Origin of the sequence: Actinocrispum wychmicini, assembly GCF_004345645.1 — a bacterium.
GTDB classification, from domain to species: domain Bacteria; phylum Actinomycetota; class Actinomycetes; order Mycobacteriales; family Pseudonocardiaceae; genus Kibdelosporangium; species Kibdelosporangium wychmicini.
The window spans coordinates 70,961-90,364 of sequence record NZ_SLWS01000019.1; the positions used below are offsets into that span (position 1 = coordinate 70,961).

Here is a 19,404-nt window from a genome sequence, read left to right on the forward strand (position 1 = left end):
AAACGGGCGGGCGCCGCCGCGTCCTTCGGCGCCCACCCGTGGCTCAGCTCTTCGGGCCGGCTACCGGCACACCCCTGACCTGGGCGAACCGGACAACGACCCGATGTGGATCATTCGTGACCCGAACGAGCTTCCGCAACAGCTTGACCACCTTCTTGTCCTCTCCGACGGAAATTCACAAGTGTGAACTCACGTGACGGACACCCACGCGGAGTGATCACCCGCGCTGGCCGCCACCGCCGCCAGCACCTTCTGCACCCGCAGGCCGTCGGTGAAGCCGGGCACCGGGTCGGTGCCGTTGTGGATGTCGGTCAGGAAGTCGTACACCTCGTGCGTGAAGGTGTGCTCGTAGCCGATCAGGTGCCCCGGCGGCCACCAGGCGCCCACGTACGGATGGGTCGGCTCGGTGACCAGGATCCGGCGGAACCCGGCGGTCTGCTCCTCGTCGGTCCCGTCGTAGAACGACAGCTCGTTCATGGACTCGAAGTCGAACGCCAGGCTGCCCAGCTCGCCGTTCACCTCAACCCGCATGGAGTTCTTACGCCCCAACGCGAACCGCGTGGCCTCGTAGACCGCGAGCGCGCCGGAGGGGAACCGGCCGAGGAACAGCGCGGCGTCGTCCACGGTCACGTCGTCGAGCCGGCCGTCCGGGTCACCCTCGATCGGTCGCTTGTGGACGAACGTGTCGGTCACCGCGGACACCCCGGTCAGCAACTCGCCGAGCAGGAACTGGGTGGCGTCGACGATGTGCGCGCCGATGTCGCCCAGCGCGCCGGACCCGGCCGACTCTTTGCGCAGCCGCCATGTCATCGGCGCGTTCGCGTCCGACAGCCAGTCCTGCAGGTACTGCGCGCGAACGTGCCGGATCTTGCCGAGCCTGCCCTCCGCGACCAGTTGCCGTGCGAGGACCAGCGCGGGCACCCGCCGGTAGTTGAACGCGACCATCGAGCGTTGGCCGTTGGCGGACGCGCTTTCCGCCGCCGCCGCCATCTCCTCCGCCTCGGCGACCGTGTTCGCGAGCGGCTTCTCGCACAGCACGTGTTTGCCCGCCGCCAACGCGGCCAACGCGATCTCCTTGTGCGAGTCCCCCGGTGTGCAGATGTCCACGATCTGCACGTCGTCCCTGGCGATGAGCGCACGCCAGTCCGTCTCCACCGCGTCCCACCCCAGCTTGGCCGCGGCGGCCTTGGTCCGACCGAGGTCCCGGCCGCCGAGCACGGCCAGCCGCGGCGTCAGCGGCACGTCGAAGAAATGGTGCACTGTGCGCCACGCGTGCGTGTGGACCCGCCCCATGAAGGCGTGGCCCACCATGCCGACGCCGATCGTCCCGTCGCCTGCGTTGCTCATCGATCACCTTTCATTGGTCAACAACTGCTGTCCTCACCCCCGGCGGCGCCTACGAGTCGAAGCCGACGTCCGCGTAGCTGGCGACGTTCTCCTTGGTGACCACGGCGGAGTACGTGGTGACGGACGCGGGGATCTCGTGCTCGGCGAGGTCGCCGACGCCCTTGGCCTGGCCGAGCAGCCGGGCCAGCGCGATCGCCGACGACGACATGGACGGGCTGTAGAGCACGGTCGCCTTGATCACGCTGCTGTCGGCTTTGATCAGGTCCATCATGTTCTTCGAGCCGGCGCCGCCGACCATGATGAACTCGCTGCGGTTGGCCGACTTGATCGCGGCCAGCACGCCGATCCCCTGGTCGTCGTCGTGGTTCCACAACGCGTCGAGCTTGTTGGCCGCCTGCAACAGGTTCGCGGTCTGCTTCTCGCCGCTCTCCACGGTGAACTCGGCCGACACCCGCGGCCCGACCTTGAACCCGGCCTTGGCCAACGCGTCCTTGAAGCCGCGGCTGCGGTCCTGGGTCAGCGGCAGCGAGTCGATCCCGGCGACCTCGCCGATCACCGGGCTGGCGATGTTCTTCTTCTTCATCTCCGAGGCGATGTAGCTGCCGGCGTTGACGCCCATCCGGTAGTTGTCGCCGCCGATCCACGTCCGGTACGCCAGCGCGGTCTCGAAGACCCGGTCCAGGTTCACCACCGGGATGCCGGCGTCCATCGCCTTCTGGCCGACCGAGGTGAGTGCCTTGCCGTCGAACGGAAGGATCACCAGGACGTCGACCTTGCCGTTGATCAGCGTCTCCACCTGGGCGATCTGCTGGCTCACGTCGTTGGTGCCCTCGGTGGGCTTGAACGTGACGTCGGCCTTGAGCTTGTCCGCCTGTGCCTTGGCGTTCTTGGTGATCGCGGCGATCCAGCCGTGGTCGGCGGCGGGCGCGGAGAACCCGATCGTCACCATCTTGCCGGGCTTGGCGTTGTCGCCCTGGGCGCTGGCGACGTTGTTGTTGTTGTTGGTCTGCGCCTGCGGTTGTTCGTTGGACGTGCACGCGCTGAGTAACACGCCCGCGCCCGCAGCGGCGCCGCCGAGCAGGAAACCACGACGGGCGAGGTTCGGCAGGTCGGTCATCTTTGATCTCCTGGGGGTTTCTAAGTGGTGGAACGTGCCCGGTTGGCGCGGAACTGCAGCAGGACGGCGATGACGATGATCACGCCCTTGGCGATCTTCTGGATGTCGGTCTCCAGGTTGTTGAGGATGAAGATGTTGTTGAGCAGCGTGAAGATCAGCACGCCGATGACCGTGCCGATCATCGTGCCGCGGCCGCCGGTGAGCAGCGTGCCGCCGATCACCACGGCCGCGATCGCGTCCAGTTCGTAGAACTGGCCGTGGGTGGACGCGCCCGCGGTGGTCCGCGCGGCCAGCATGACCGCGGCGAGGCCGGCGCACAGGCCCGCGGTGCCGTACACGAGTGCGGTGTGGCGTTTGACGTTGATGCCCGCCAGCCGGGTGGCTTCGGCGTTGCCGCCGACCGCGAACGTGCGGCGGCCGAACGTGGTCCGGTTGAGCACGACCCACCCGATCACGACCACCAGCACGAAGATCCAGATCAGCGTGGCGATGCCGAGGAAGCTGCCCTGGAAGAACGCGAGGAAGTCCTGGTCGCGGACCACCTGGGTCTGCCGCTTGCTGATCCGCTCGGCCAGGCCGCTCGCCGCGATGTACATGGCCAGCGTGGCGATGAACGGCACCATCCGGCCGTACGCGACCAGGATCCCGTTGACCAGGCCGGCGGCGAGGCCGACGCCGAGTCCACAGACGACCATGACGAACGGGCCGTAGGACTGGGTCGCCAGGGTGGTCAGCCACACGCTGGCCAGGCCGATCACCGACCCGACCGACAGGTCGATGCCGCCGCTGATGATCACGAACGTCATGCCGACCGCGACCACCCCGGACGGCGCCGCCAGCCGCAGCACCGTGTCGATGTTGCTCTCGGTCAGGAAGTTGTTCGGGCTGGTGATGTAGCCGATCACGATGATGAGCGCCAGCACGCCGAACAGGCCCGCCAGGCGGAGGTCGACCGGGAAGCCGCGCCGCGCCCGCGCCGGCGGCGCCTTCGGTACTTCGGTTTCCTGCTTGGCAGCAGGGTCGAGCTGGGTCACGCCGCACTTCCCTCCATCACCATGTCCAACACGTCGGCCTCGGTGAGCTGCTCGGCGGGGGCCTCGTGGATCACCCGTCCGTCCCGCAGCACCAGCACCCGGTCGGCCAGACCGAGCACCTCGGGCATCTCGCTGGAGACCAGCACCAGCGCCACGCCGTCCGCGGCCAGTTCCCGGATCAGCCGGTACAGCTCGGCCCGCGCGCCCACGTCCACCCCGCGGGTCGGTTCGTCCAGCAGCAGCACGCGGCAGCCGTGCACCAGCCACCGCGCCACCACGGCTTTCTGCTGGTTGCCGCCGGACAGCGTGCGGATGCCCCGGCGCGGGTCGGCCGGCCGCAGGTCCAGGTCTTCGAGTTTGGCGCGGGAGTCGCTGAGTTCCCGGCCGCGTTCGGTGAAGCCGAAGCTGGCGTACCGGCCGAGACTGGCCAGGGTGACGTTCTCCGCGACGGTCATGTCCATCAGCAGCGCCTGGCTTTTGCGTTCCTCGGGGGCGAGGCCGACGCCGGCTTCGACCGCGGCCTTCACGTTGCCGGGCCGGAGCGGCTTGCCGTTGACGTAGACCTTGCCCTCGTCGGCCTTGCGGGCGCCGAAGATCGTCTCCAGGATCTCGCTGCGGCCGGCGCCGACCAGGCCGGCGATGCCCAGGATCTCGCCGGCGTGCACGGTGAAGTTGACGTCCGCGAACTCGTCGCGGCGGCCGAGCTTCGCCACCCGCAGCACCGCTTTGGAAGCATCCACAGTGGACTCTTCACGGACCGGGTAGACGGTCTCGACCCGTTTGCCGGACATCAGCGCGACCAGGTCGCCTGTTGGCGTGGTCCGGGCGTCGAGTCCGGTGGCGACCGTCCGGCCGTCCTTGAGGACGGTGACGCGGTGGCCGATCCGCCGGATCTCCTCCAGCCGGTGGGAGATGTAGACGACGGCGACGCCGTCCGCGGTCAGCTCCTCGATGACGCGGAACAGGTTGTCCACCTCGTCGGCCGCGAGTGCCGCGGTCGGCTCGTCCATCACGATCAGCCGGGCGTCGTGCGCGAGCGCCCTGGCCATGGACACCAGCTGCTGGCCGGCCGCGGACAGCCGGCCGACCTCCCGGTCGGCCGGGATCTCGCCGTGGCCGAGCCGGGTCAGCAGCGCCTGGGCCTGCTGGCGGGCCCTGCGGTCGCGGGTGAACCCGAACCTGGCGCGCTCGTGGCCGAGGAAGACGTTGTCGGCCACGGACAGCCCGGGGATCAGGTCGAGTTCCTGGTACATGGTGGCGACGCCCATCCGCAGCGCGGCCACCGGCGAGCTGAGCGTGGCCGGCCGGCCCTGCCAGACGATCTTGCCCTGGTCCGGCTGGTGGGCGCCGGCGAGCACCTTGATCAGCGTGGACTTTCCCGCGCCGTTCTGCCCGAGCAGGCAGTGCACCTCGCCGGCCCGCACCGCGAGGTCCACCCCGTCGAGCGCGCGCACGCCCGGGAACGTCTTGACGATCCCGGTCATCGTCAGTAGGTCGGTCAAGCCGGCGCCTCCGTCATCTCGGTTCGTTCAGGAGCTTCAGTGGGGTCCTCGTAGACGCGGTTCAGCGCGGCCAGCGCGCCGCCGGTCCGGGCGGCCGCGAAGCCCAGGTCGGAGCCGACGACCCGGACGGTCGCGGCCTCGGCGACCACCGCGCGGGCGGCCACCTCGATCCGGGCGGGTTCGATCAGCCAGTCCGGCAGGGCGGCGAAGTACCCGCCGAGCACCACCACGGCCGGGCTGAGCACGTTGACCACAATGGACACACCGACGCCGAGCGCCGAGCCGATCTGGTGCAGCGCGCCCAAAGTCCGCTGGTCGCCTCGTTCGGCGCGGGCCCGGATCATGGCCATCCGCTCCTCGATCGGCCGGTTCGGGTCCGACACGAGGTCACCCGGCGCGGCCAGGGCGTGGAACAGCGCGCCCAACCCCACCTGGGTCTCCCAGCAGCCGCGCCGGCCGCAGGAACACTGTGGGCCCATCGGGTCCATCGACATGTGGCCGACCTCGCCGGCGTACCCGATCGCCCCGCGCACCAGCCGCCCACCGGCGATGACACCGGCGCCGATGCCGAAGTCGCCGGTGACGTACACCAGGTCGGTCGTGCCCCGCATGCCGCCGATCTGGTACTCGGCCATGGCGCTCAGGTTGGCGTCGTTGTCGACCAGCAGCCGCTCCAGCGGGAACCCGAGCTGCCCGGCCAGGCTGTCGGCGAGCGGCACCTCACGCCACCGCAGCCTGGGCGCGAGCCGCACCACGCCCCGCGCGGTGTCCACCAGCCCGGGCACCGACACGGTGATGCCCGCCGGGTACGCGTCGTCGACCAGTTCCAGCTCGCGGTGGGTGACCTCGGCGAGCTGGTACACGGTCTGGTCCACCCCGGCGGACAGCACGTCGAAGGCGACCCGCCGGTCGGACACCACCTGCCCGGCGGTGTCCACGCTGGTGACCGCGATGTGGTCGATCCCGACCTCGACGCCGATCCCCCGCACCCCGTCGGGATCCAGTTCGACGATCTGCCCTGGCCGCCCCTGCCCGCCCGCAGCGATCCCGCCCGCCCTGACCAGCCGTCGCGCGGTCAACTCGGTGACCAGGGTGGACACCGTCGCCTTGCTCAGCCCGGACAGCACCGCGAGCTGGGCACGGGACAGCCCGCCCTGCTCCCGCAGGACCCCGATGACCCAGGCGAGGTTGGCCCTGCGCAGCGCGGCGCGATCGGTCGGCTGCTCCGGCACTCCCTGCTCCACTTCGTTGGGAAACTAGCCGAACTAAGGTGCCCTAGCTCACAGATAACCTTGGATTCGGCGGTACTTATGACGCAATCCGCCAAAAGTACCAAAAAATCCGAACCTCTTTCGCTCTGTATCCGCAAAAGTACGTTCTGATCGACGGTAAGTCACGGCTGGCATCCTGGACAAGTGGATGCCTACAACCGACTGATCACCGACCTCGACACCGCCGGCGCGACCTACCGCCTGATCGACCACGCCCCCGAAGGCCGAACCGACCTGGTCAGCGCCTTACGCGGGAACACCGTGGCGCACGCGGCCAAGTGCCTGGTGGTGATGGTCAAGATCGGCAAGAAGACGACCAGGTACGTGCTCGCGGTGATCCCCGGCGACGCCCGCCTGGACCTGACGGCCATCAAGACCCTCCTCGGCGGCACGTACACAGCCTTCGCGTCCAGCGAGAAGGCCGAGGAGCTGGCCGGCACCGTGGTGGGCACCGTCCTGCCGTTCGCCTACCACCCGGACCTCGAACTGATCGCCGACCCCACCCTCCTGGAGTTCCCCGAACTGTTCTTCAACGCGGCCCGTCTCGACCGCTCGATGGCCCTGGTCACCAAGGACTACATCCGCGTGGCGTCCCCCCGCGTGGCACCGATCATCGCGCTCGCCGACAACCCCACCCCTGCCTGAACGCCATTTGACACGCAGCCGACGGGCTGCCTATCGTGACCCAAAAGGCAGCTAAAAGGGTGCATATCGAGAGGAGACGAGACATGCTCGAACTCACTGAGGTCCCGTCGGTCAAGATGGGACTGCTGATCCGCCGGCCGCCGGCCGAGGTGTTCCGGGCCATGGTCGATCCGGAGTTCACCACCAAGGTCTGGTACTCCAAGAGCAGCGGCGAGATGACGCCGGGAGCCAAACTGGTCTGGGAGTGGGAGGTCTACGGCGCGTCCGCCCAGGTCACCGTGCTGGACGTGGAGAAGGACAGCCTGGTCAGGTTCACCTGGGGCAACTATGCCCCGGACAACCCGACGACCGTGGAGTTCCGGTTCATCCCCCTGCACGACGGCACCACCACGTACTTCCAGATCACCGAGACCGGGTTCACCGGCACGGGCGACGAACTCGTCCGGGCCGTCGCCGACTCCACCGGTGGGTACACGTACATGATCTGCGCGCTCAAGGCGTTGCTGGAGCACGACCTTGTCCTGAACGTCGTCCCGGACGTGTTCCCCGCGGAACTGCGGGACAAGTAGTCAGGCGGCGGCGAAGGCCTGGTCGGTGGCTGACCAGGCGGCGCCGATCACGCCGGCCATCTCGCCGAGTTCGGACAGCACGATCGGCAGGTTGCCGGTGGCCAGGGGCAGGCTTCGGCGGTAGACGGCGCTGCGCACCTCGGCGAGCAGTTGGTGGCCCAGCCGGGAGACCCCGCCGCCGATCACGACCATGCCGGGGTTCAGGAAGCTGACCAGTGAGGCGACCACGTGGCCCAGTCGCCGGCCGCCTTCGCGGACCAGGTTCGCCGCCGCGAAGTCGCCGGCCGAGGCCGCCGCGGCCACGTCCATCGCGGACAGTTCTCCCTTCTGTGCCAACAAGTCCGCGAGATAGGTGGACCGTCCGCTGCGGGCCAGGGTGAGCGCGTCGCGAGCCAGGGCGGCGCCGCCGAAGTACGCCTCCAGGCAGCCGACCTCGCCGCACGCGCAGGCCGGGCCGTAGTCGTCCAGCTTGATGTGCCCGATGTCGCCGGCCGTTCCCGCGACTCCCCGGTAGACGCGGCCGGCGAGGACGATGCCGCAGCCGATGCCGGTCCCGACCTTCACGAAGATCAGGTCGTCCAACGACCGCGCCACGCCGGCGTGCCGCTCCCCCAACGCCATCACGTTCACGTCGTTGTCGACCGTGACCGCGCAGCCCCATTGGCTGGCGAGCCGGTCACGGACCGGGAACCGGTCCCAGCCGGGCATGATCGGCGGCGCCACCGGCATGCCGTCGCGGAAGCTCACCGGACCCGGCAGGCCCACGCCGGCGCCGACCAGCCGCCCGGTGACCTCGCTGCGGACCTTCGCGGCCAGCTGGGTCAGCCGTTCCAGGACGAGCACCGGTCCTTTGCGGATGTCGTAGTCCTCCACGACGTGCGACATCACCTCGCACCGGGCGTCCGTGACCGCCACACCGATCGACGTCGCCCCGATGTCCGCGGCGAGAAACCGCAGGTCGTCGCCGAGTTTCACGAGCGTGGAGCGGCGGCCGCCACGGCTGGCGGCCGGGCCGCCGGACTCGACCAGCCGCCACTCGAACAGCCGGTCCAGCTCGGTCGCGAGCCGGGCCCGCGGCAGTTCGAGGCGTTCCCCCAGTTCGACTTTGGCCAGCGGACCTTCGTCACGCAGGAGGGCGAGCAGCTGGGACTGCTGCCTGGTCTCCACCCGGGGAATCGCTTGCACGGTCACCAATACATTGAACCTCACAACCACACCAGGACGAGGAGCGAGAGTGGAAGTTCGACCGCGCCCGGTGACCGAGGGCGACCTGGTGCTGTTCCGGCGGTTCGCGGTCGAGCCCGGCCTGGACTGGGGTGGGTTCCAGGAGCCGGCGCGCCGGTTCGCGCGGGACGGCTACCTCGGGCCGGACGGCGGGCGGCTGATCGTCGGCGTCGACGACACGGCCACCGGGCACGTCGGGTGGGCGAAACGGCTTCACGGCGGAGTCGCCCGGAGCACATCGCCGAACAGAAGTCCCTGGTCAAGGCCGGATTCCAGCGGGAGGGCGTGATCCGGGCGGCCGAGTTCCGGGCCGGTCGGTGGCGCGACGGGTACCTGTACAGCCGACTGCGCGACGACCCGGCGCCGAGTTAGTCCACCGGCATTCGAACACCAATTCCCCATGGGCCGACAGTCACCTGAATGACAATTTTTCTCAGCGCCGAACGGCCCTTGTTCACCCTACCTCCCAGCGGTAGTGTACTCGCGAGTAGGTAAGAGTTCGGAGGCAAGGAGTGCGTTTCCCAAGGAGAATAGAATGCTGAGAGCCATACTAGTCAGTGCGGTCACCCTTGCCGGTGTCATCGTCGGTACCGGCACCGCGTCTGCCGACGACGGCGCCATTTTCAACTATGACGTCACCAAGGGCACGTCCACCATCAAGAAGCTCAACGCCAGCCTCCCGCTTGGGCCGGGCAAGCTGTCGGCCAACATCGACGCGACCGGTGTTTTCACCGCGACCATGGCGTTGCCGCCGGTCCGCGGCCACTTCACCATCTTCGGTATCTTCCCGACCAGCGCGACCGTCAGCTTCCAGCAGGCCGGGCCGATCCCGGGCAAGATCACCGACGGCGCCATCGAGGCACACGCGAAGGTCAACATCCAGCTGTCGAACGTCGACGCGATCGGGTTCATCCCGCTCCTGGTCGGCAACAACTGCAAGACGAGCGTGCCGGCGACGATCGACCTGGTATCGGCACCCGATTTCAACGCGCTCGTGGGCGGCGACCTGCTCGCCACGTTCACCATTCCGAACTTCTCGAACTGCAACCTCGCCACCCCGATTCTGAACGGCCTCATCCCGGGGCCGGACAACAAAATAACCCTGACCCTGAAGTTCATCTTCGAATAGGGGCAGTGAGATCCCCGTGAGTGTTTTTTACAGTGTAAAAACACTCGCGGGGATTTCGCTATCTCGGGATCAGTTCGGTGATCTTCCACTGTCCGTTCTGGCGTTCTGCCCGCACCGTGAGCGCGGCGGCGCTGCCACTGTTCTTGCCGGTGTCGACGCGAGTGGCGACCTGGTCGAGGAACACGAGAAGTTCGGCGTGGTCGGCGTCGACGGACTTGGCGCCGACACTCGTCACGCGGGTCGCGAGCACGAGCTTCTGCACTGGCGCCTGCTCGCGGACCGTCCGAACGAGCTTGTCGTACTCGTCGACCGCGGAACCGGCCAGCACGTCCCGCGCCGCCTTCGTGGTCTCGTCGAGCTTGTCGTAGCTGAACGAGAGCACCTTCTGCAGGTCCTCTTTGATCTGCCCGTTCACCTCGGTCAAGGCCCGCGTGTCACCGCCCTTGTCCACGTTGTCCGCCTTCACCAGGAAGAACACACCCACCCCGGCCAGCACGGCGGCGACCGCGACCAGGGCCAACGGCAGCGCCGACCGGGGCTTGGGTTCCTCGGCCAGAACGTCATCCTCGTCGGGCGGGTCGACAGTGACCGGCTCCGACGAGACCTCGTCGACGGTCTCGTCGTCGTCGACCTCGGGCTTCTCGCCGACGACCTGGGCGTCCGCGAGACGGCGGTGGCCGGCGACGCGAGGACGGCGGGTAGGCGGACGCTTGAGAGTCATGACTGGTCACCGACCGGGACCGTCCGCATGGAACTGAGTTTCCACCCGGAGTCGGTGTGGGTGAGTCCTGCCTCGATCCTGTTGCGCCGCACCTCTGCCTGCCCGCCTTCCGGGGTCACCGTGATCTCCACGGCCGCGATCACCTGCGCCGTGTTCGAGTCCAGTTCGGTCACGGCCGCGTCCGTGACCTTGCCGACCGTGGACGCCTTGCCGTCCGTCAACTGTTTCCGGCTGTCGTCACGACCCTGCGCGAGGCTGTCGCGCAGGGTGCCGGTCGACGACGCCAGCCACCTGTCCAGGCCCTCGTCCACGTGCTTGTAGTCCAATGTGGTCAGATTGGCGATGCCCTGCTGGCCCACGTCGAGGACTTCCTGGCGGGTGTCGGCGTACGCGCCGGCCTCGCCCGCCGCGTTCGACCACCGCAGGCCGGCCCAGACCGCGAACACAGCCGCCGCGGCCACCAGGACGATCGCGACCACCTTCTGGATCACCGGGCACCTCCGAGAACCTGGTTCAGCGACGCCGGACCGGTCGGGACCTGCGTCAGCGCCAACGGCGCCGGCGGGTTGGGCACCGGGCCGCCCTTCGGCGCGTTCTGCGCGCCGCGCACGGAACTCTCGTTGCCGTACGGCAACGCACAGTAGGCGTTGGTGTTGAACGGCGCGGGGCCAGTCTCGCCGCCCGTCCGGTTCGGGGTCGACTCGTAGCCCTTCCGGCACGGCGGCGGGTCGTTGAAGTTGTCGGTCATCACGGCGTTCACCGAGCCGTTCTTGTCGATCACCCGGTAACCCCGGGCCACCGCCTCCGGGTACGTGCCCAGCAGTTGCTCGAACGCCGACCCGCGGGTGGCGAACACCTGCGCCGGGGTCAGCAGGTTGGCGAGGATCACGCCGACGCCGGTGCCGGACTCGTTGATCAGCGCGCTGATCTGGTCGGACGCCTGCGACGTGTTCGCGATGAGCTTGCGCAGGTCCTTGTCGGAGTTGCGCAGCTGCTCGGCCAGCAGGTGCGCGTCCTGGCTGAACGACGTGATCGCGGAACTCTCGTTGAGCTGCGTGCCCAGCACGGTCCCGCTGTCGGTGATCAGCTGCTGGGTCTGCGGCAGGTAGACCCGGGCGCTCTTCACGAAGTCGGCCTGGTTGTCCAGCAACGTCTGCAGGTCCTGGCCACGGCCCCGGAACGCGTCGTCCATCTCGTACACGACGGTCCGCAACGAGTCCAGCGGCACCGACGCCACCAGACTGTCCAAATTGGCCAACACGGTCTGCACCGGCAGCGGCAGGGTGATGGCCGACTTCGGGATGACCGAGCCGTCGGCCAGGTACGGGCCACCGTCCCGGCGCGGCTTCAGGTCCAGGTACTGCTCACCGACCGCCGACCGGTTGGTGACCGCGGCGTCCAGATCGGCCGGGACCCGCGGCGCGGACGGGTCGAACCGCAGCTCCACCTCGATTCCGTCGTCGGTCAGCCGCATCGGGCCGACCCGGCCGACCCGCACGCCCCGGTAGGTCACCTCGGAGTTGGTGAACAGCCCGCCCGACTCGCTCATCTGGGCCTTGACCACGATCCCCCGGCCGCCGAACACCAACTGGTCCAGCCCGGCGTAGCTGGCACCGACGTACGTCACGCCGACCAGGGCCAACACCACGAAGATGACGACCTGGATCTTGATCCGTCTGCTCAGCATCCCTCAACGTCCCCTCTGAGTCATGACGGGTGGGTCCATGGGTTTCAACGGCACCGCCGGCGCGTCCAGACCGGTGGCCGGGTCCGTCGGTGGCTTCACGTGGACGAACACGTTCAGATAGTCGCCCCTGATGCCTTGGGCGGCCTTGTCCGTGAACGGGTACGTGAGCAGCAGTTCGAACGACTGCGGCAGCTTCTCGCCCGCCGCCGCCAGGCCCTGCAGGGTCGGCGCGAGTGCCTTCAGGTCGGCCACGATGTCGTCCTTGGAGTTCTTGACCGTCCGCACCGCGACCGCGGACAGGTCGTCCAGCGACCTCAGCATGCTGACCAGGTCGCCGCGTTGCTGGGTCAGGACGTCGATGCCCGGCCCGAGGTTCTGCAGCACGCCGCCGATCTTGTCGCGTTGCGCCGCGACGGTCGCGGACAGCTTGTTCAGGCTGGTCAACGCCCGGGTGATCTCGTCGCGGTGCTTGTCCAGTTCACCGACGAACGTGTCCATGTTGGACAGCAGCGACCGCAGGCCGGTCTCGTTGCCGGACAACGCGTTGTTGACCTCGCGGGCGATCTGCTGGAACTGGCCGACCCCGCCGCCGTTGAGCAGCAGGGACAACGCGCCGAAGACCTCCTCGATCTCGGCGTTGCGGCTGGTCCGTTCGGCCGGGATCACCGCGTCATCCACCAGCCTGTCCGGCGCGGGGTTGCTCGGCGCGCTCAGCTCGACGAACTTCTCGCCGAGCAGGCTGGACTGGCGCACGGCTGCGTTGGCGTTGGCCGGCAGCCGCACGTCGCCGTTCACCAGCAGCACCACTTCGGCCGTCCACCCGTCGCCGCCGACGTCGATCTGGTCCACCCGGCCGACCGGCACGTCGTTGACCTTGACCCCGGCCTGCGGCACCAGGTCCAGCACGTCCTGGAAGTCCACCCGCACCTTGTACGGGTGGTCTCCGAGGTCGGCGCCGCCCGGCAGTGGCAGGTTGTACACCCCGTTGAACCCGCCCGCGCCGCAGGCGGACGCGGTCAGCATGACAGCGACGAGCAGCAGGCAGCGCCTGATCATTTCCCACCACCCGAGTACTGCTGTCCCATCGGCGGGAGCAGCAACGGCGGAGCGCCCGAGTCCTTGCCGGGCTTGAGTTCCTGACAGTCCGGCTGCAGCGACGTGACCGGGCCGGTGTGCGGCGCGGTGTTGCACGCGACCATCGAGCCGGCGTCGATGCTCTTGCCGGGGCCGGCCAGGTAGTAGTCGAGGTCGATCCGGTTCTCCAGGGCGCCGGTCTGCGGGTTGATCGCGTTGGTCAGGTTGACCGCCGCGTCCGGTGCCGCGTCGAGTGCCTCGGCCAGCGACGCGCGCTGGTCGACCAGGACCTTCGTGATCCCGGTCAGCTTGTCCACATTGGACTTCAGGGCGGCGCGGTTGTCCTGGACGAAGCCCTTGACCTTCGCCAGTGCGTCGGCCAGCTCGGACAACGCGCCGGCGAGGTCACCACGTTCCGCGGCCAGGAACGAGGACACGTCCCTGAGCTGGTTGGTGAAGTCCACGACTCCCTTGTCGTTGCGGGCGAGCATGGTCGTGAACTGCTGCAACCCCTGGATCGTGCCGTACAGCTGGTCCTTGGACGCGGCCAACGTCCGGGACGCCTCGGCGAACTGCTTGATCGTGTCGCCGATCAGGGCGCCGTTGCCCTTGACGTTGGCCGCGGCCACGTCCAGCAGCCGCGACAGCGCGCCCTTGGAGTTGGCACCGTCCGGGCCGAGCGCGGACGACAGCTGGTTCAGGCTCTTGTACAGGTCGTCCAGCTCGACCGGGGTGACCGTGCGCTCCACCGGGATCACCGCGTCGTCGGCCATCTCGGGCCCGCCGGTGTACACCGGCGCCAGCTGCACGAACCGGTCGGACACCAGGCTCGGCGCGACCACGACGGCCGACGCGTTCGCCGGGACCGGCTGTTTCGTGTCCACCGTGAGCTTCGCCATCACCAGCTTGCCGGCCGGGGTGACCTCGTCGACGGTGCCGACCGGGATACCGAGCACCCGGACGGTCGAACCGACATACAAGCCCGTCGCGGTGGTGAAGTACGCCGTGATGCGCTTGCCGTTCTTGGGCAGGAACACCCAGAACGTCACGGCGGTGAGCACGAGCGCGATCACGATGACGAACGTGATCGCCCGCAGCCCCCGGGTCATTTCGCACCCCCTGGTGGCGGTGGTTTACAGATGCCGGTGTTCGGCGGCGGTATCTTCGGGTCGTCGGGGCCGTTGTGGTTGGGGTCCTTGCCCGTCTCGGGGTCCCACGGGTACTGCTGGACCAGGCCGCACGTGTACATGTCCAGCCACCGGCCGTTTCCGCCCGCGTTCGCGACCAGCCGGTAGTACGGCCCGGCCATCGCCAGGCTCCGGTTCAGGTTGTCCTGGTTGTTCTGCAGGATCGTGTTCACCTTGTCCAGTTGCTCCAACGCGGGCCGCAGCTGCTCGGAGTTGTCGCTCACCAGGCCGGTGAGCTGGGCGGCGAGGTCACGCGTGCCCTTGAGCAGCGACGCGATCGCGTCCCGGCGCTGCCGGATCTCGGCCAGCAGCCGTCCGCCGTCGTCGAGCAGCTGCTGCACCTGGTCGTTGCGGTCGGCGAACGTGCGGCTGATCTGCTGCGTGTTCGACAGCAGATGGGCCAGTTCCTGGTCCCGCGACGAGATCGTCTTGGACAGCGCGGACAGGCCCTCCAACGCGGACCGGACGTTCTTCGGCGAGTCGGCGAACGTGTCGGCCAGCGTGCCGAGCGCGTCCGCGAGCTTGGTCGTGTCGATCTGGGAGACCGTGTTGGCCAGCTGGTCGAAGACCTGGTTGATGTCGTACGGCGAACTGGTCCGGGTGATCGGGATGGTGGCGCCCGGGTCCTGGTCCTTGGCGCCGAGCGGGTCGACCGCCAGGTACTTCGACCCGAGCAGGGTCTTGATCCGGATCGACACCGTGCTCTGGTCGCCGACCCACGCGTCCCGCACCCGGAACCGGACCCGCACGTGGTCGCCGTCCAGGTCCACCGCGCGGACCGTGCCGATCTTCACACCGGCGGCCCGCACCTCGGTGCCGGACAGCAGCCCGGCCGCTTCGGTGAAGTCCGCGGTGTACGTGGTGCCGCCGCCGACAATCGGCAGGTCGTCGGAGTAGAACGCGGTCAGCCCGATGAGGGTCAGCAGCACCAGGCTCACGCCGCCGATCACCGCCTGGTTGCGTTCCTGGAAGGACTTCATGGCTGGCACCTCGGCTGGGTCAGCGGAATCCCGACGATCGGCATGGGCAGTCCGGGGATCGGCTTCGCCTCGGCCGAGCACAGGAAGGTGTTGAGCCACGAGCCGTAGCTGACCGTCCGGCCGATCGCCGCCATCTTGCCCGGCAGGTTGCGCAGCGCGGTGTCCACGACCTTGTCCTGGCCGTTCCCGGTGAGGTTCTTCGACACCTGGCCGAGCGCGGCGATGCTGTCCTTGAGCGGTTGGCGGCTGTCCTCGATCAGACCCGCGGTGGCGCCGGCGAGCTCGTTCAGCGAGCTGATCGCGTCACCGATCGGCTTGCGGTCCTTGGCGAACCCGGACACGAACTGCTGCAGGGACGTGATCAGGCCGGACAGCTGGTCGCTGTGCCCGTTCACGGTGTCCAGCACCGAGTTCAGGTTGGTGATCAGCTCGCCGATCACCTGGTCCTTGTCGGCCAGCGCGGACGTGAGCGACGCGGTGTGCGCCAGCAGGCTGTCCACCGTGCCGCCCTCGCCCTGCAGAACGTTGACGATCTCCTGGGACAGCTTGTTCACGTCGTCCGGGTTGAGCGCCTGGAACAGCGGTTTGAAGCCGTTGAACAGGACCGTCAGGTCGAGCGCCGGCTTGGTGTGGTTCAACTGGATCTCCGACCCCGGCGACAGGTACTGGTCCAACGCCCCGATGCCGCGTTCCAGTGAGATGTACCGCTGGCCGATCATGTTGCGGTACTTGATGGTCGCGGTCACCGAGGTCGGCAGCTTGCGTCGCGCGTCGATACTGAACTCGACCCGCGCGACCCGCTGGTCGACCAACGCGACCGTCTCGACCTGGCCGACCCGGACACCGGCGATCCGCACGTCGTCACCGACCGACAGCGAGGTCACGTCCTCGAACCGGGCGGAGAACCGCTCCGACGCCCGCAGATCGGTGTTGGCGATCGTCAACCCCAGCAGCCCTGTCGACGTGATCGTCACGACCGCGAAGACGCCCAACTTGATGAGCGGGGCGACGAGTCCTTTCATTTGACCGTCACCTCCTTGCCACGGTAGAGCGGGCCGACCAGCAGGCTGCTCCACGCGGGAACGTCCGACGGCGCCACGTTCAGCGCCGGCGCCAGCATGGTGGCGATCATCTCCCGCTCCGCCGGGGAGTTCGCCAGCGGGCCCGGGGCGACCGAAGTGGCTGCGCCGCCCGAAGTGGCGGTGCCGGCGATGTTGACCGGGGTGAACGCGGGCGCGTCGAAGCCGAAGCACCGTGGGCCCTGCGTGTAGGTGTACTTCGGGTTGTCCTTGCCGGGAACGTACTTGTCCCTGGCATGAACCACCTGGAGGTCCACGCTCAGCCCGGGACCGTCCCGGCCGAACGCCCTGTCCACCCGTTCCTTGAAGCCGGCGACCGCGTTCAGCAGACACGCGTACTCCGGCGCGTACTTGGCCAGCAGCTGCAGGGTCCCCTTGCTGGTGTCGGACAACGAGATGATCGTTTTCTCGTTGCCCCGCAGGAAGGTCGCCAGGTCAGTGCTTGCCGAGGACACCGCCTTGTACAAGGTGAGCAACGCGTTCCGTTGGTCCACAATGGTCTTGCTGGTGACGGTGAAGTCGTTGAGCGCCTGGATGAAGTCGGGCGCCGCCCGGCCGTACGTGTCGGCGACCGAGGCGAACCGGCTGATGTCCTCTTTGATCTGCGGAAGCTGCGGGTTCAGGTCGCCGACATACTGGCCGATCTGGGTCAGCGTGTCCCCCAACGGCTTCCCCCGGCCCTGCAGCGCGGTGGCCAGTGAGTTGAGCATCTCCGCGAGCTTCTCCGGCTGGACCGCCCGCAGCAGCGGCAGCAGGTCGTTGAGGACCCGTTCCATCTCGACGGTCGAGGCGGAGCGGTCCTGCCTGATCTCGTCGCCGCCGCCGAGCTTCCCGCTGGGGTGCTCGGGCATGATCAGGTTCACGTACCGTTCGCCGAACAGCGTCTTGGGCAGCAGGCTGGCCGAGACGTTCTTCGGGATGCGGTCCAGCGTGTCCGGGTTCATCGCCAGGACAAGCTTGGCGTTGCCGCCGTCACTGACGATCGAGCGGACCGAGCCGACCGTAATGCCCCGCAGCTTCACGTCCGCGTCCGGCTGCATCTGGTTGCCGATGTGGTCCGAGCGCAGTGTCACCTCGGGGTCGTTGGAGAACGCGCCCGCGTAGATCGCCACCGTGAGCCCGAGGAACACCGCCACCACGACGACGTAGACCAGACCGAGCAACCGCATCCCGGTGGTGTGGTAACGCTCCTCACTGCTCATCCCGCGATCCTCACCGTCGTGGTGGTTCCCCAGATCGCCAGGCTGAGGAAGAAGTCCAGGATGCTGATGGTCACAATGGACCATCGAACCGCCCGGCCGACAGCCATCCCGACCCCGGCCGGCCCGCCGGCCGCGCGGTACCCGTAGTAGCAGTGCGCCAGGATGACGGCCACGCTGAACACGATGACCTTGAGGAACGACCACAGGACGTCCTCAGGCGGCAGGAACAACGAGAAGTAGTGGTCGTACGTACCCGGTGACTGCTGGTAGAACTCGACCGTGATGGTCCGCGCGGCCAGGTACGAGGTGAGCAGGCCGATCACGTACAGCGGGATGATCGCGATGAACCCGGCGATCACCCGGCACGTCACCAGGAACGGCAGGCTGGGCACGCCCATCACCTCGAGCGCGTCGATCTCCTCAGAGATCCGCATCGCGCCGAGCTGCGCGGTGAACCCGGCGCCGACCGTGGCCGACAACGCGAGGCCGGCGACCAGCGGCGCGATCTCCCGGGTGTTGAAGTACGCGGACAGGAAGCCGGCGAACGCGGACGTGCCGACCTGGTTCAACGCGGAGAACCCCTGCAGGCCGACGACCGTGCCGGTGAACACCGACATGCCGACCATCACGCCGATCGTCCCGCCGATCACCGCCAGCGCGCCGGTACCGAAGCTCACCTCGGACAGCAGCCGGACGATCTCCCTGAGGTAACGGCGGAACGCGCGCGGGATCCACAGCAAAGCCCGGACGTAGAACGAAAGCTGGTCGCCCATCCGGCCGAAGCTGTCGAGCTGCCGTTCGAAAGCCATCTCCTACAACCCCTTCCGCGGGACGACCTGCAGGTAGATGGTGGTGATCACGAAGTTCAGGAAGAACAGCAGCAGGAACGTGATCACCACGGCCTGGTTGACCGCGTCCCCGACGCCTTTCGGGCCGCCCTTGGGGTTCAGCCCCCGGTACGCTGCGACCACCCCGGCCACGAACCCGAACAGGATCGCCTTGATCTCGCTGATCCACAGGTCCGGCAGCTGCGCCAACGCGGAGAACGTCGCCAGGTAGGCGCCTGGCGTGCCGCCCTGCAGGATCACGTTGAAGAAGTAACCGCCCAGCACCCCGACGACGCTCACCAAACCGTTGAGCAGCACGCAGACCACGATCGCCGCGTATACCCTCGGCACCACCAGCCGATGGATCGGCGACACCGCGAGGACCTCCATGGCGTCGATCTCCTCGCGGATCTTGCGCGACCCGAGGTCCGCGCACATCGCCGACCCACCGGCCCCGGCGATGAGCAACGCGGTGATGATCGGGCTCGCCTGTTGGATCACCGCGAGCACGCTCGCCGAGCCGGTGAACGACTGGGCGCCGATCTGCCTGGTCAACGACCCGAGCTGCAATGCGATCACGCCACCGAACGGGATGGCGACCAACGCGGCCGGCAGGATCGTGACCGACACGATGAACCAGCACTGCTGGACGAACTCCCGGAACTGGAACGGCCAGCGGAACGTCAGCCGGAACACGTCCAGGCCGAGCGAACACAGTCGCCCGACCTCGCGCAGGGCGTTCATCCCCCGCGAGCCGACGCTGGGTGTGGTCACTTCCGCGTCACCGCCTTCCGCACCTGACCGCCATG

At 68.3% G+C, this 19,404-nt stretch carries 20 protein-coding genes; 4 read left to right on the top strand and 16 right to left on the bottom strand.

Features of this window, described 5'->3' with window-relative positions; genetic code table 11:
- Positions 1 to 189 precede the first annotated feature (189 nt).
- The 5 genes from EV192_RS50360 to EV192_RS50380 are packed head-to-tail and all read right to left on the bottom strand — an operon-like array spanning position 190 to position 6,232.
- Positions 190 to 1,347, bottom strand: a complete 1,158-nt coding sequence (locus EV192_RS50360) for a Gfo/Idh/MocA family protein (protein ID WP_132125941.1) — start codon at positions 1,345 to 1,347, stop codon at positions 190 to 192.
- 49 nt (positions 1,348 to 1,396) lie between these two features.
- On the bottom strand, positions 1,397 to 2,464 hold the full coding sequence (locus tag EV192_RS50365; RefSeq protein ID WP_132125942.1) for a substrate-binding domain-containing protein: 1,068 nt from the start codon (positions 2,462 to 2,464) through the stop codon (positions 1,397 to 1,399).
- A 20-nt stretch (positions 2,465 to 2,484) separates the two neighbouring features.
- Positions 2,485 to 3,498 carry an ABC transporter permease gene (locus EV192_RS50370; RefSeq protein ID WP_132125943.1) on the bottom strand — a complete coding sequence of 338 codons (1,014 nt, stop codon included), beginning with the start codon at positions 3,496 to 3,498 and terminating at the stop codon, positions 2,485 to 2,487.
- Complete coding sequence (locus EV192_RS50375) at positions 3,495 to 4,982, bottom strand: sugar ABC transporter ATP-binding protein (RefSeq protein WP_165961022.1); 1,488 nt, start codon at positions 4,980 to 4,982, stop codon at positions 3,495 to 3,497. The genes EV192_RS50370 and EV192_RS50375 overlap by 4 nt, the downstream gene beginning before the upstream one ends.
- Positions 4,983 to 4,996: 14 nt before the next feature.
- Positions 4,997 to 6,232, bottom strand: coding sequence for an ROK family transcriptional regulator (locus EV192_RS50380; RefSeq protein WP_243727595.1), 1,236 nt, complete (start codon positions 6,230 to 6,232; stop codon positions 4,997 to 4,999).
- Positions 6,233 to 6,415: 183 nt separating this feature from the next.
- Here EV192_RS50380 and EV192_RS50385 point away from each other — a divergent pair, with 183 nt between their 5' ends.
- Both EV192_RS50385 and EV192_RS50390 read left to right on the top strand, forming a co-directional pair.
- Positions 6,416 to 6,916 carry a YbaK/EbsC family protein gene (locus tag EV192_RS50385; protein WP_207926923.1) on the top strand — a complete coding sequence of 167 codons (501 nt, stop codon included), beginning with the start codon at positions 6,416 to 6,418 and terminating at the stop codon, positions 6,914 to 6,916.
- 83 nt (positions 6,917 to 6,999) lie between these two features.
- Positions 7,000 to 7,485, top strand: coding sequence for an SRPBCC domain-containing protein (locus EV192_RS50390; protein WP_132125946.1), 486 nt, complete (start codon positions 7,000 to 7,002; stop codon positions 7,483 to 7,485).
- On the opposite strand, the gene EV192_RS50395 is transcribed toward EV192_RS50390, so the two are convergent.
- Positions 7,486 to 8,676, bottom strand: coding sequence for an ROK family transcriptional regulator (locus tag EV192_RS50395; RefSeq protein WP_243727596.1), 1,191 nt, complete (start codon positions 8,674 to 8,676; stop codon positions 7,486 to 7,488).
- Between the two features lie 43 nt (positions 8,677 to 8,719).
- Between EV192_RS50395 and EV192_RS50400 the strand changes: the two genes are divergently transcribed.
- A complete protein-coding gene (locus EV192_RS50400) occupies positions 8,720 to 8,998 on the top strand; it encodes a hypothetical protein (RefSeq protein WP_207926925.1) in 279 nt (92 codons plus the stop codon).
- Positions 8,999 to 9,244: 246 nt separating this feature from the next.
- Positions 9,245 to 9,838, top strand: a complete 594-nt coding sequence (locus tag EV192_RS50405) for a hypothetical protein (RefSeq protein ID WP_132125947.1) — start codon at positions 9,245 to 9,247, stop codon at positions 9,836 to 9,838.
- Positions 9,839 to 9,896: 58 nt separating this feature from the next.
- On the opposite strand, the gene EV192_RS50410 is transcribed toward EV192_RS50405, so the two are convergent.
- The 10 genes from EV192_RS50410 to EV192_RS50455 are packed head-to-tail and all read right to left on the bottom strand — an operon-like array spanning position 9,897 to position 19,339.
- Positions 9,897 to 10,559: a hypothetical protein gene (locus tag EV192_RS50410; RefSeq protein ID WP_132125948.1), complete on the bottom strand. Its 663-nt coding sequence runs from the start codon at positions 10,557 to 10,559 to the stop codon at positions 9,897 to 9,899.
- Positions 10,556 to 11,050, bottom strand: a complete 495-nt coding sequence (locus EV192_RS50415) for a hypothetical protein (RefSeq protein ID WP_132125949.1) — start codon at positions 11,048 to 11,050, stop codon at positions 10,556 to 10,558. The genes EV192_RS50410 and EV192_RS50415 overlap by 4 nt, the downstream gene beginning before the upstream one ends.
- Positions 11,047 to 12,246, bottom strand: a complete 1,200-nt coding sequence (locus tag EV192_RS50420; RefSeq protein ID WP_243727597.1) for an MCE family protein — start codon at positions 12,244 to 12,246, stop codon at positions 11,047 to 11,049. Before EV192_RS50420 ends, EV192_RS50415 begins: the two co-directional genes overlap by 4 nt.
- 3 nt (positions 12,247 to 12,249) lie before the next feature.
- Complete coding sequence (locus EV192_RS50425; protein WP_132125950.1) at positions 12,250 to 13,302, bottom strand: MCE family protein; 1,053 nt, start codon at positions 13,300 to 13,302, stop codon at positions 12,250 to 12,252.
- Entirely contained in the window at positions 13,299 to 14,429 is a 1,131-nt protein-coding gene (locus tag EV192_RS50430; RefSeq protein WP_132125951.1) for an MCE family protein, read from the bottom strand. Before EV192_RS50430 ends, EV192_RS50425 begins: the two co-directional genes overlap by 4 nt.
- On the bottom strand, positions 14,426 to 15,487 hold the full coding sequence (locus EV192_RS50435; RefSeq protein WP_132125952.1) for an MCE family protein: 1,062 nt from the start codon (positions 15,485 to 15,487) through the stop codon (positions 14,426 to 14,428). The genes EV192_RS50430 and EV192_RS50435 overlap by 4 nt, the downstream gene beginning before the upstream one ends.
- Complete coding sequence (locus EV192_RS50440; RefSeq protein ID WP_132125953.1) at positions 15,484 to 16,509, bottom strand: MCE family protein; 1,026 nt, start codon at positions 16,507 to 16,509, stop codon at positions 15,484 to 15,486. The genes EV192_RS50435 and EV192_RS50440 overlap by 4 nt, the downstream gene beginning before the upstream one ends.
- On the bottom strand, positions 16,506 to 17,768 hold the full coding sequence (locus EV192_RS50445; protein ID WP_132125954.1) for an MCE family protein: 1,263 nt from the start codon (positions 17,766 to 17,768) through the stop codon (positions 16,506 to 16,508). The genes EV192_RS50440 and EV192_RS50445 overlap by 4 nt, the downstream gene beginning before the upstream one ends.
- Entirely contained in the window at positions 17,765 to 18,577 is an 813-nt protein-coding gene (locus tag EV192_RS50450) for an MlaE family ABC transporter permease (RefSeq protein WP_132125955.1), read from the bottom strand. Before EV192_RS50450 ends, EV192_RS50445 begins: the two co-directional genes overlap by 4 nt.
- A 3-nt stretch (positions 18,578 to 18,580) precedes the next feature.
- The gene (locus EV192_RS50455; RefSeq protein ID WP_132126018.1) at positions 18,581 to 19,339 is read right to left on the bottom strand and encodes an MlaE family ABC transporter permease; all 759 of its coding nucleotides are present in this window, start codon (positions 19,337 to 19,339) and stop codon (positions 18,581 to 18,583) included.
- Positions 19,340 to 19,404: the final 65 nt, after the last annotated feature.

What these genes read in the sequence shown, in the direction of transcription:
- EV192_RS50360 (WP_132125941.1), bottom strand. Translation starts at nt 1,347, where the DNA reads ATGAGCAACGCAGGCGACGGGACGATCGGCGTCGGCATGGTGGGCCAC.
- EV192_RS50365 (WP_132125942.1), bottom strand. Translation starts at nt 2,464, where the DNA reads ATGACCGACCTGCCGAACCTCGCCCGTCGTGGTTTCCTGCTCGGCGGC.
- EV192_RS50375 (WP_165961022.1), bottom strand. Translation starts at nt 4,982, where the DNA reads ATGACCGGGATCGTCAAGACGTTCCCGGGCGTGCGCGCGCTCGACGGG.
- EV192_RS50390 (WP_132125946.1), top strand. Translation starts at nt 7,000, where the DNA reads ATGCTCGAACTCACTGAGGTCCCGTCGGTCAAGATGGGACTGCTGATC.
- EV192_RS50405 (WP_132125947.1), top strand. Translation starts at nt 9,245, where the DNA reads ATGCTGAGAGCCATACTAGTCAGTGCGGTCACCCTTGCCGGTGTCATC.
- EV192_RS50410 (WP_132125948.1), bottom strand. Translation starts at nt 10,559, where the DNA reads ATGACTCTCAAGCGTCCGCCTACCCGCCGTCCTCGCGTCGCCGGCCAC.
- EV192_RS50420 (WP_243727597.1), bottom strand. Translation starts at nt 12,246, where the DNA reads ATGCTGAGCAGACGGATCAAGATCCAGGTCGTCATCTTCGTGGTGTTG.
- EV192_RS50425 (WP_132125950.1), bottom strand. Translation starts at nt 13,302, where the DNA reads ATGATCAGGCGCTGCCTGCTGCTCGTCGCTGTCATGCTGACCGCGTCC.
- EV192_RS50430 (WP_132125951.1), bottom strand. Translation starts at nt 14,429, where the DNA reads ATGACCCGGGGGCTGCGGGCGATCACGTTCGTCATCGTGATCGCGCTC.
- EV192_RS50435 (WP_132125952.1), bottom strand. Translation starts at nt 15,487, where the DNA reads ATGAAGTCCTTCCAGGAACGCAACCAGGCGGTGATCGGCGGCGTGAGC.
- EV192_RS50440 (WP_132125953.1), bottom strand. Translation starts at nt 16,509, where the DNA reads ATGAAAGGACTCGTCGCCCCGCTCATCAAGTTGGGCGTCTTCGCGGTC.
- EV192_RS50445 (WP_132125954.1), bottom strand. Translation starts at nt 17,768, where the DNA reads ATGAGCAGTGAGGAGCGTTACCACACCACCGGGATGCGGTTGCTCGGT.
- EV192_RS50450 (WP_132125955.1), bottom strand. Translation starts at nt 18,577, where the DNA reads ATGGCTTTCGAACGGCAGCTCGACAGCTTCGGCCGGATGGGCGACCAG.
- EV192_RS50455 (WP_132126018.1), bottom strand. Translation starts at nt 19,339, where the DNA reads ATGAACGCCCTGCGCGAGGTCGGGCGACTGTGTTCGCTCGGCCTGGAC.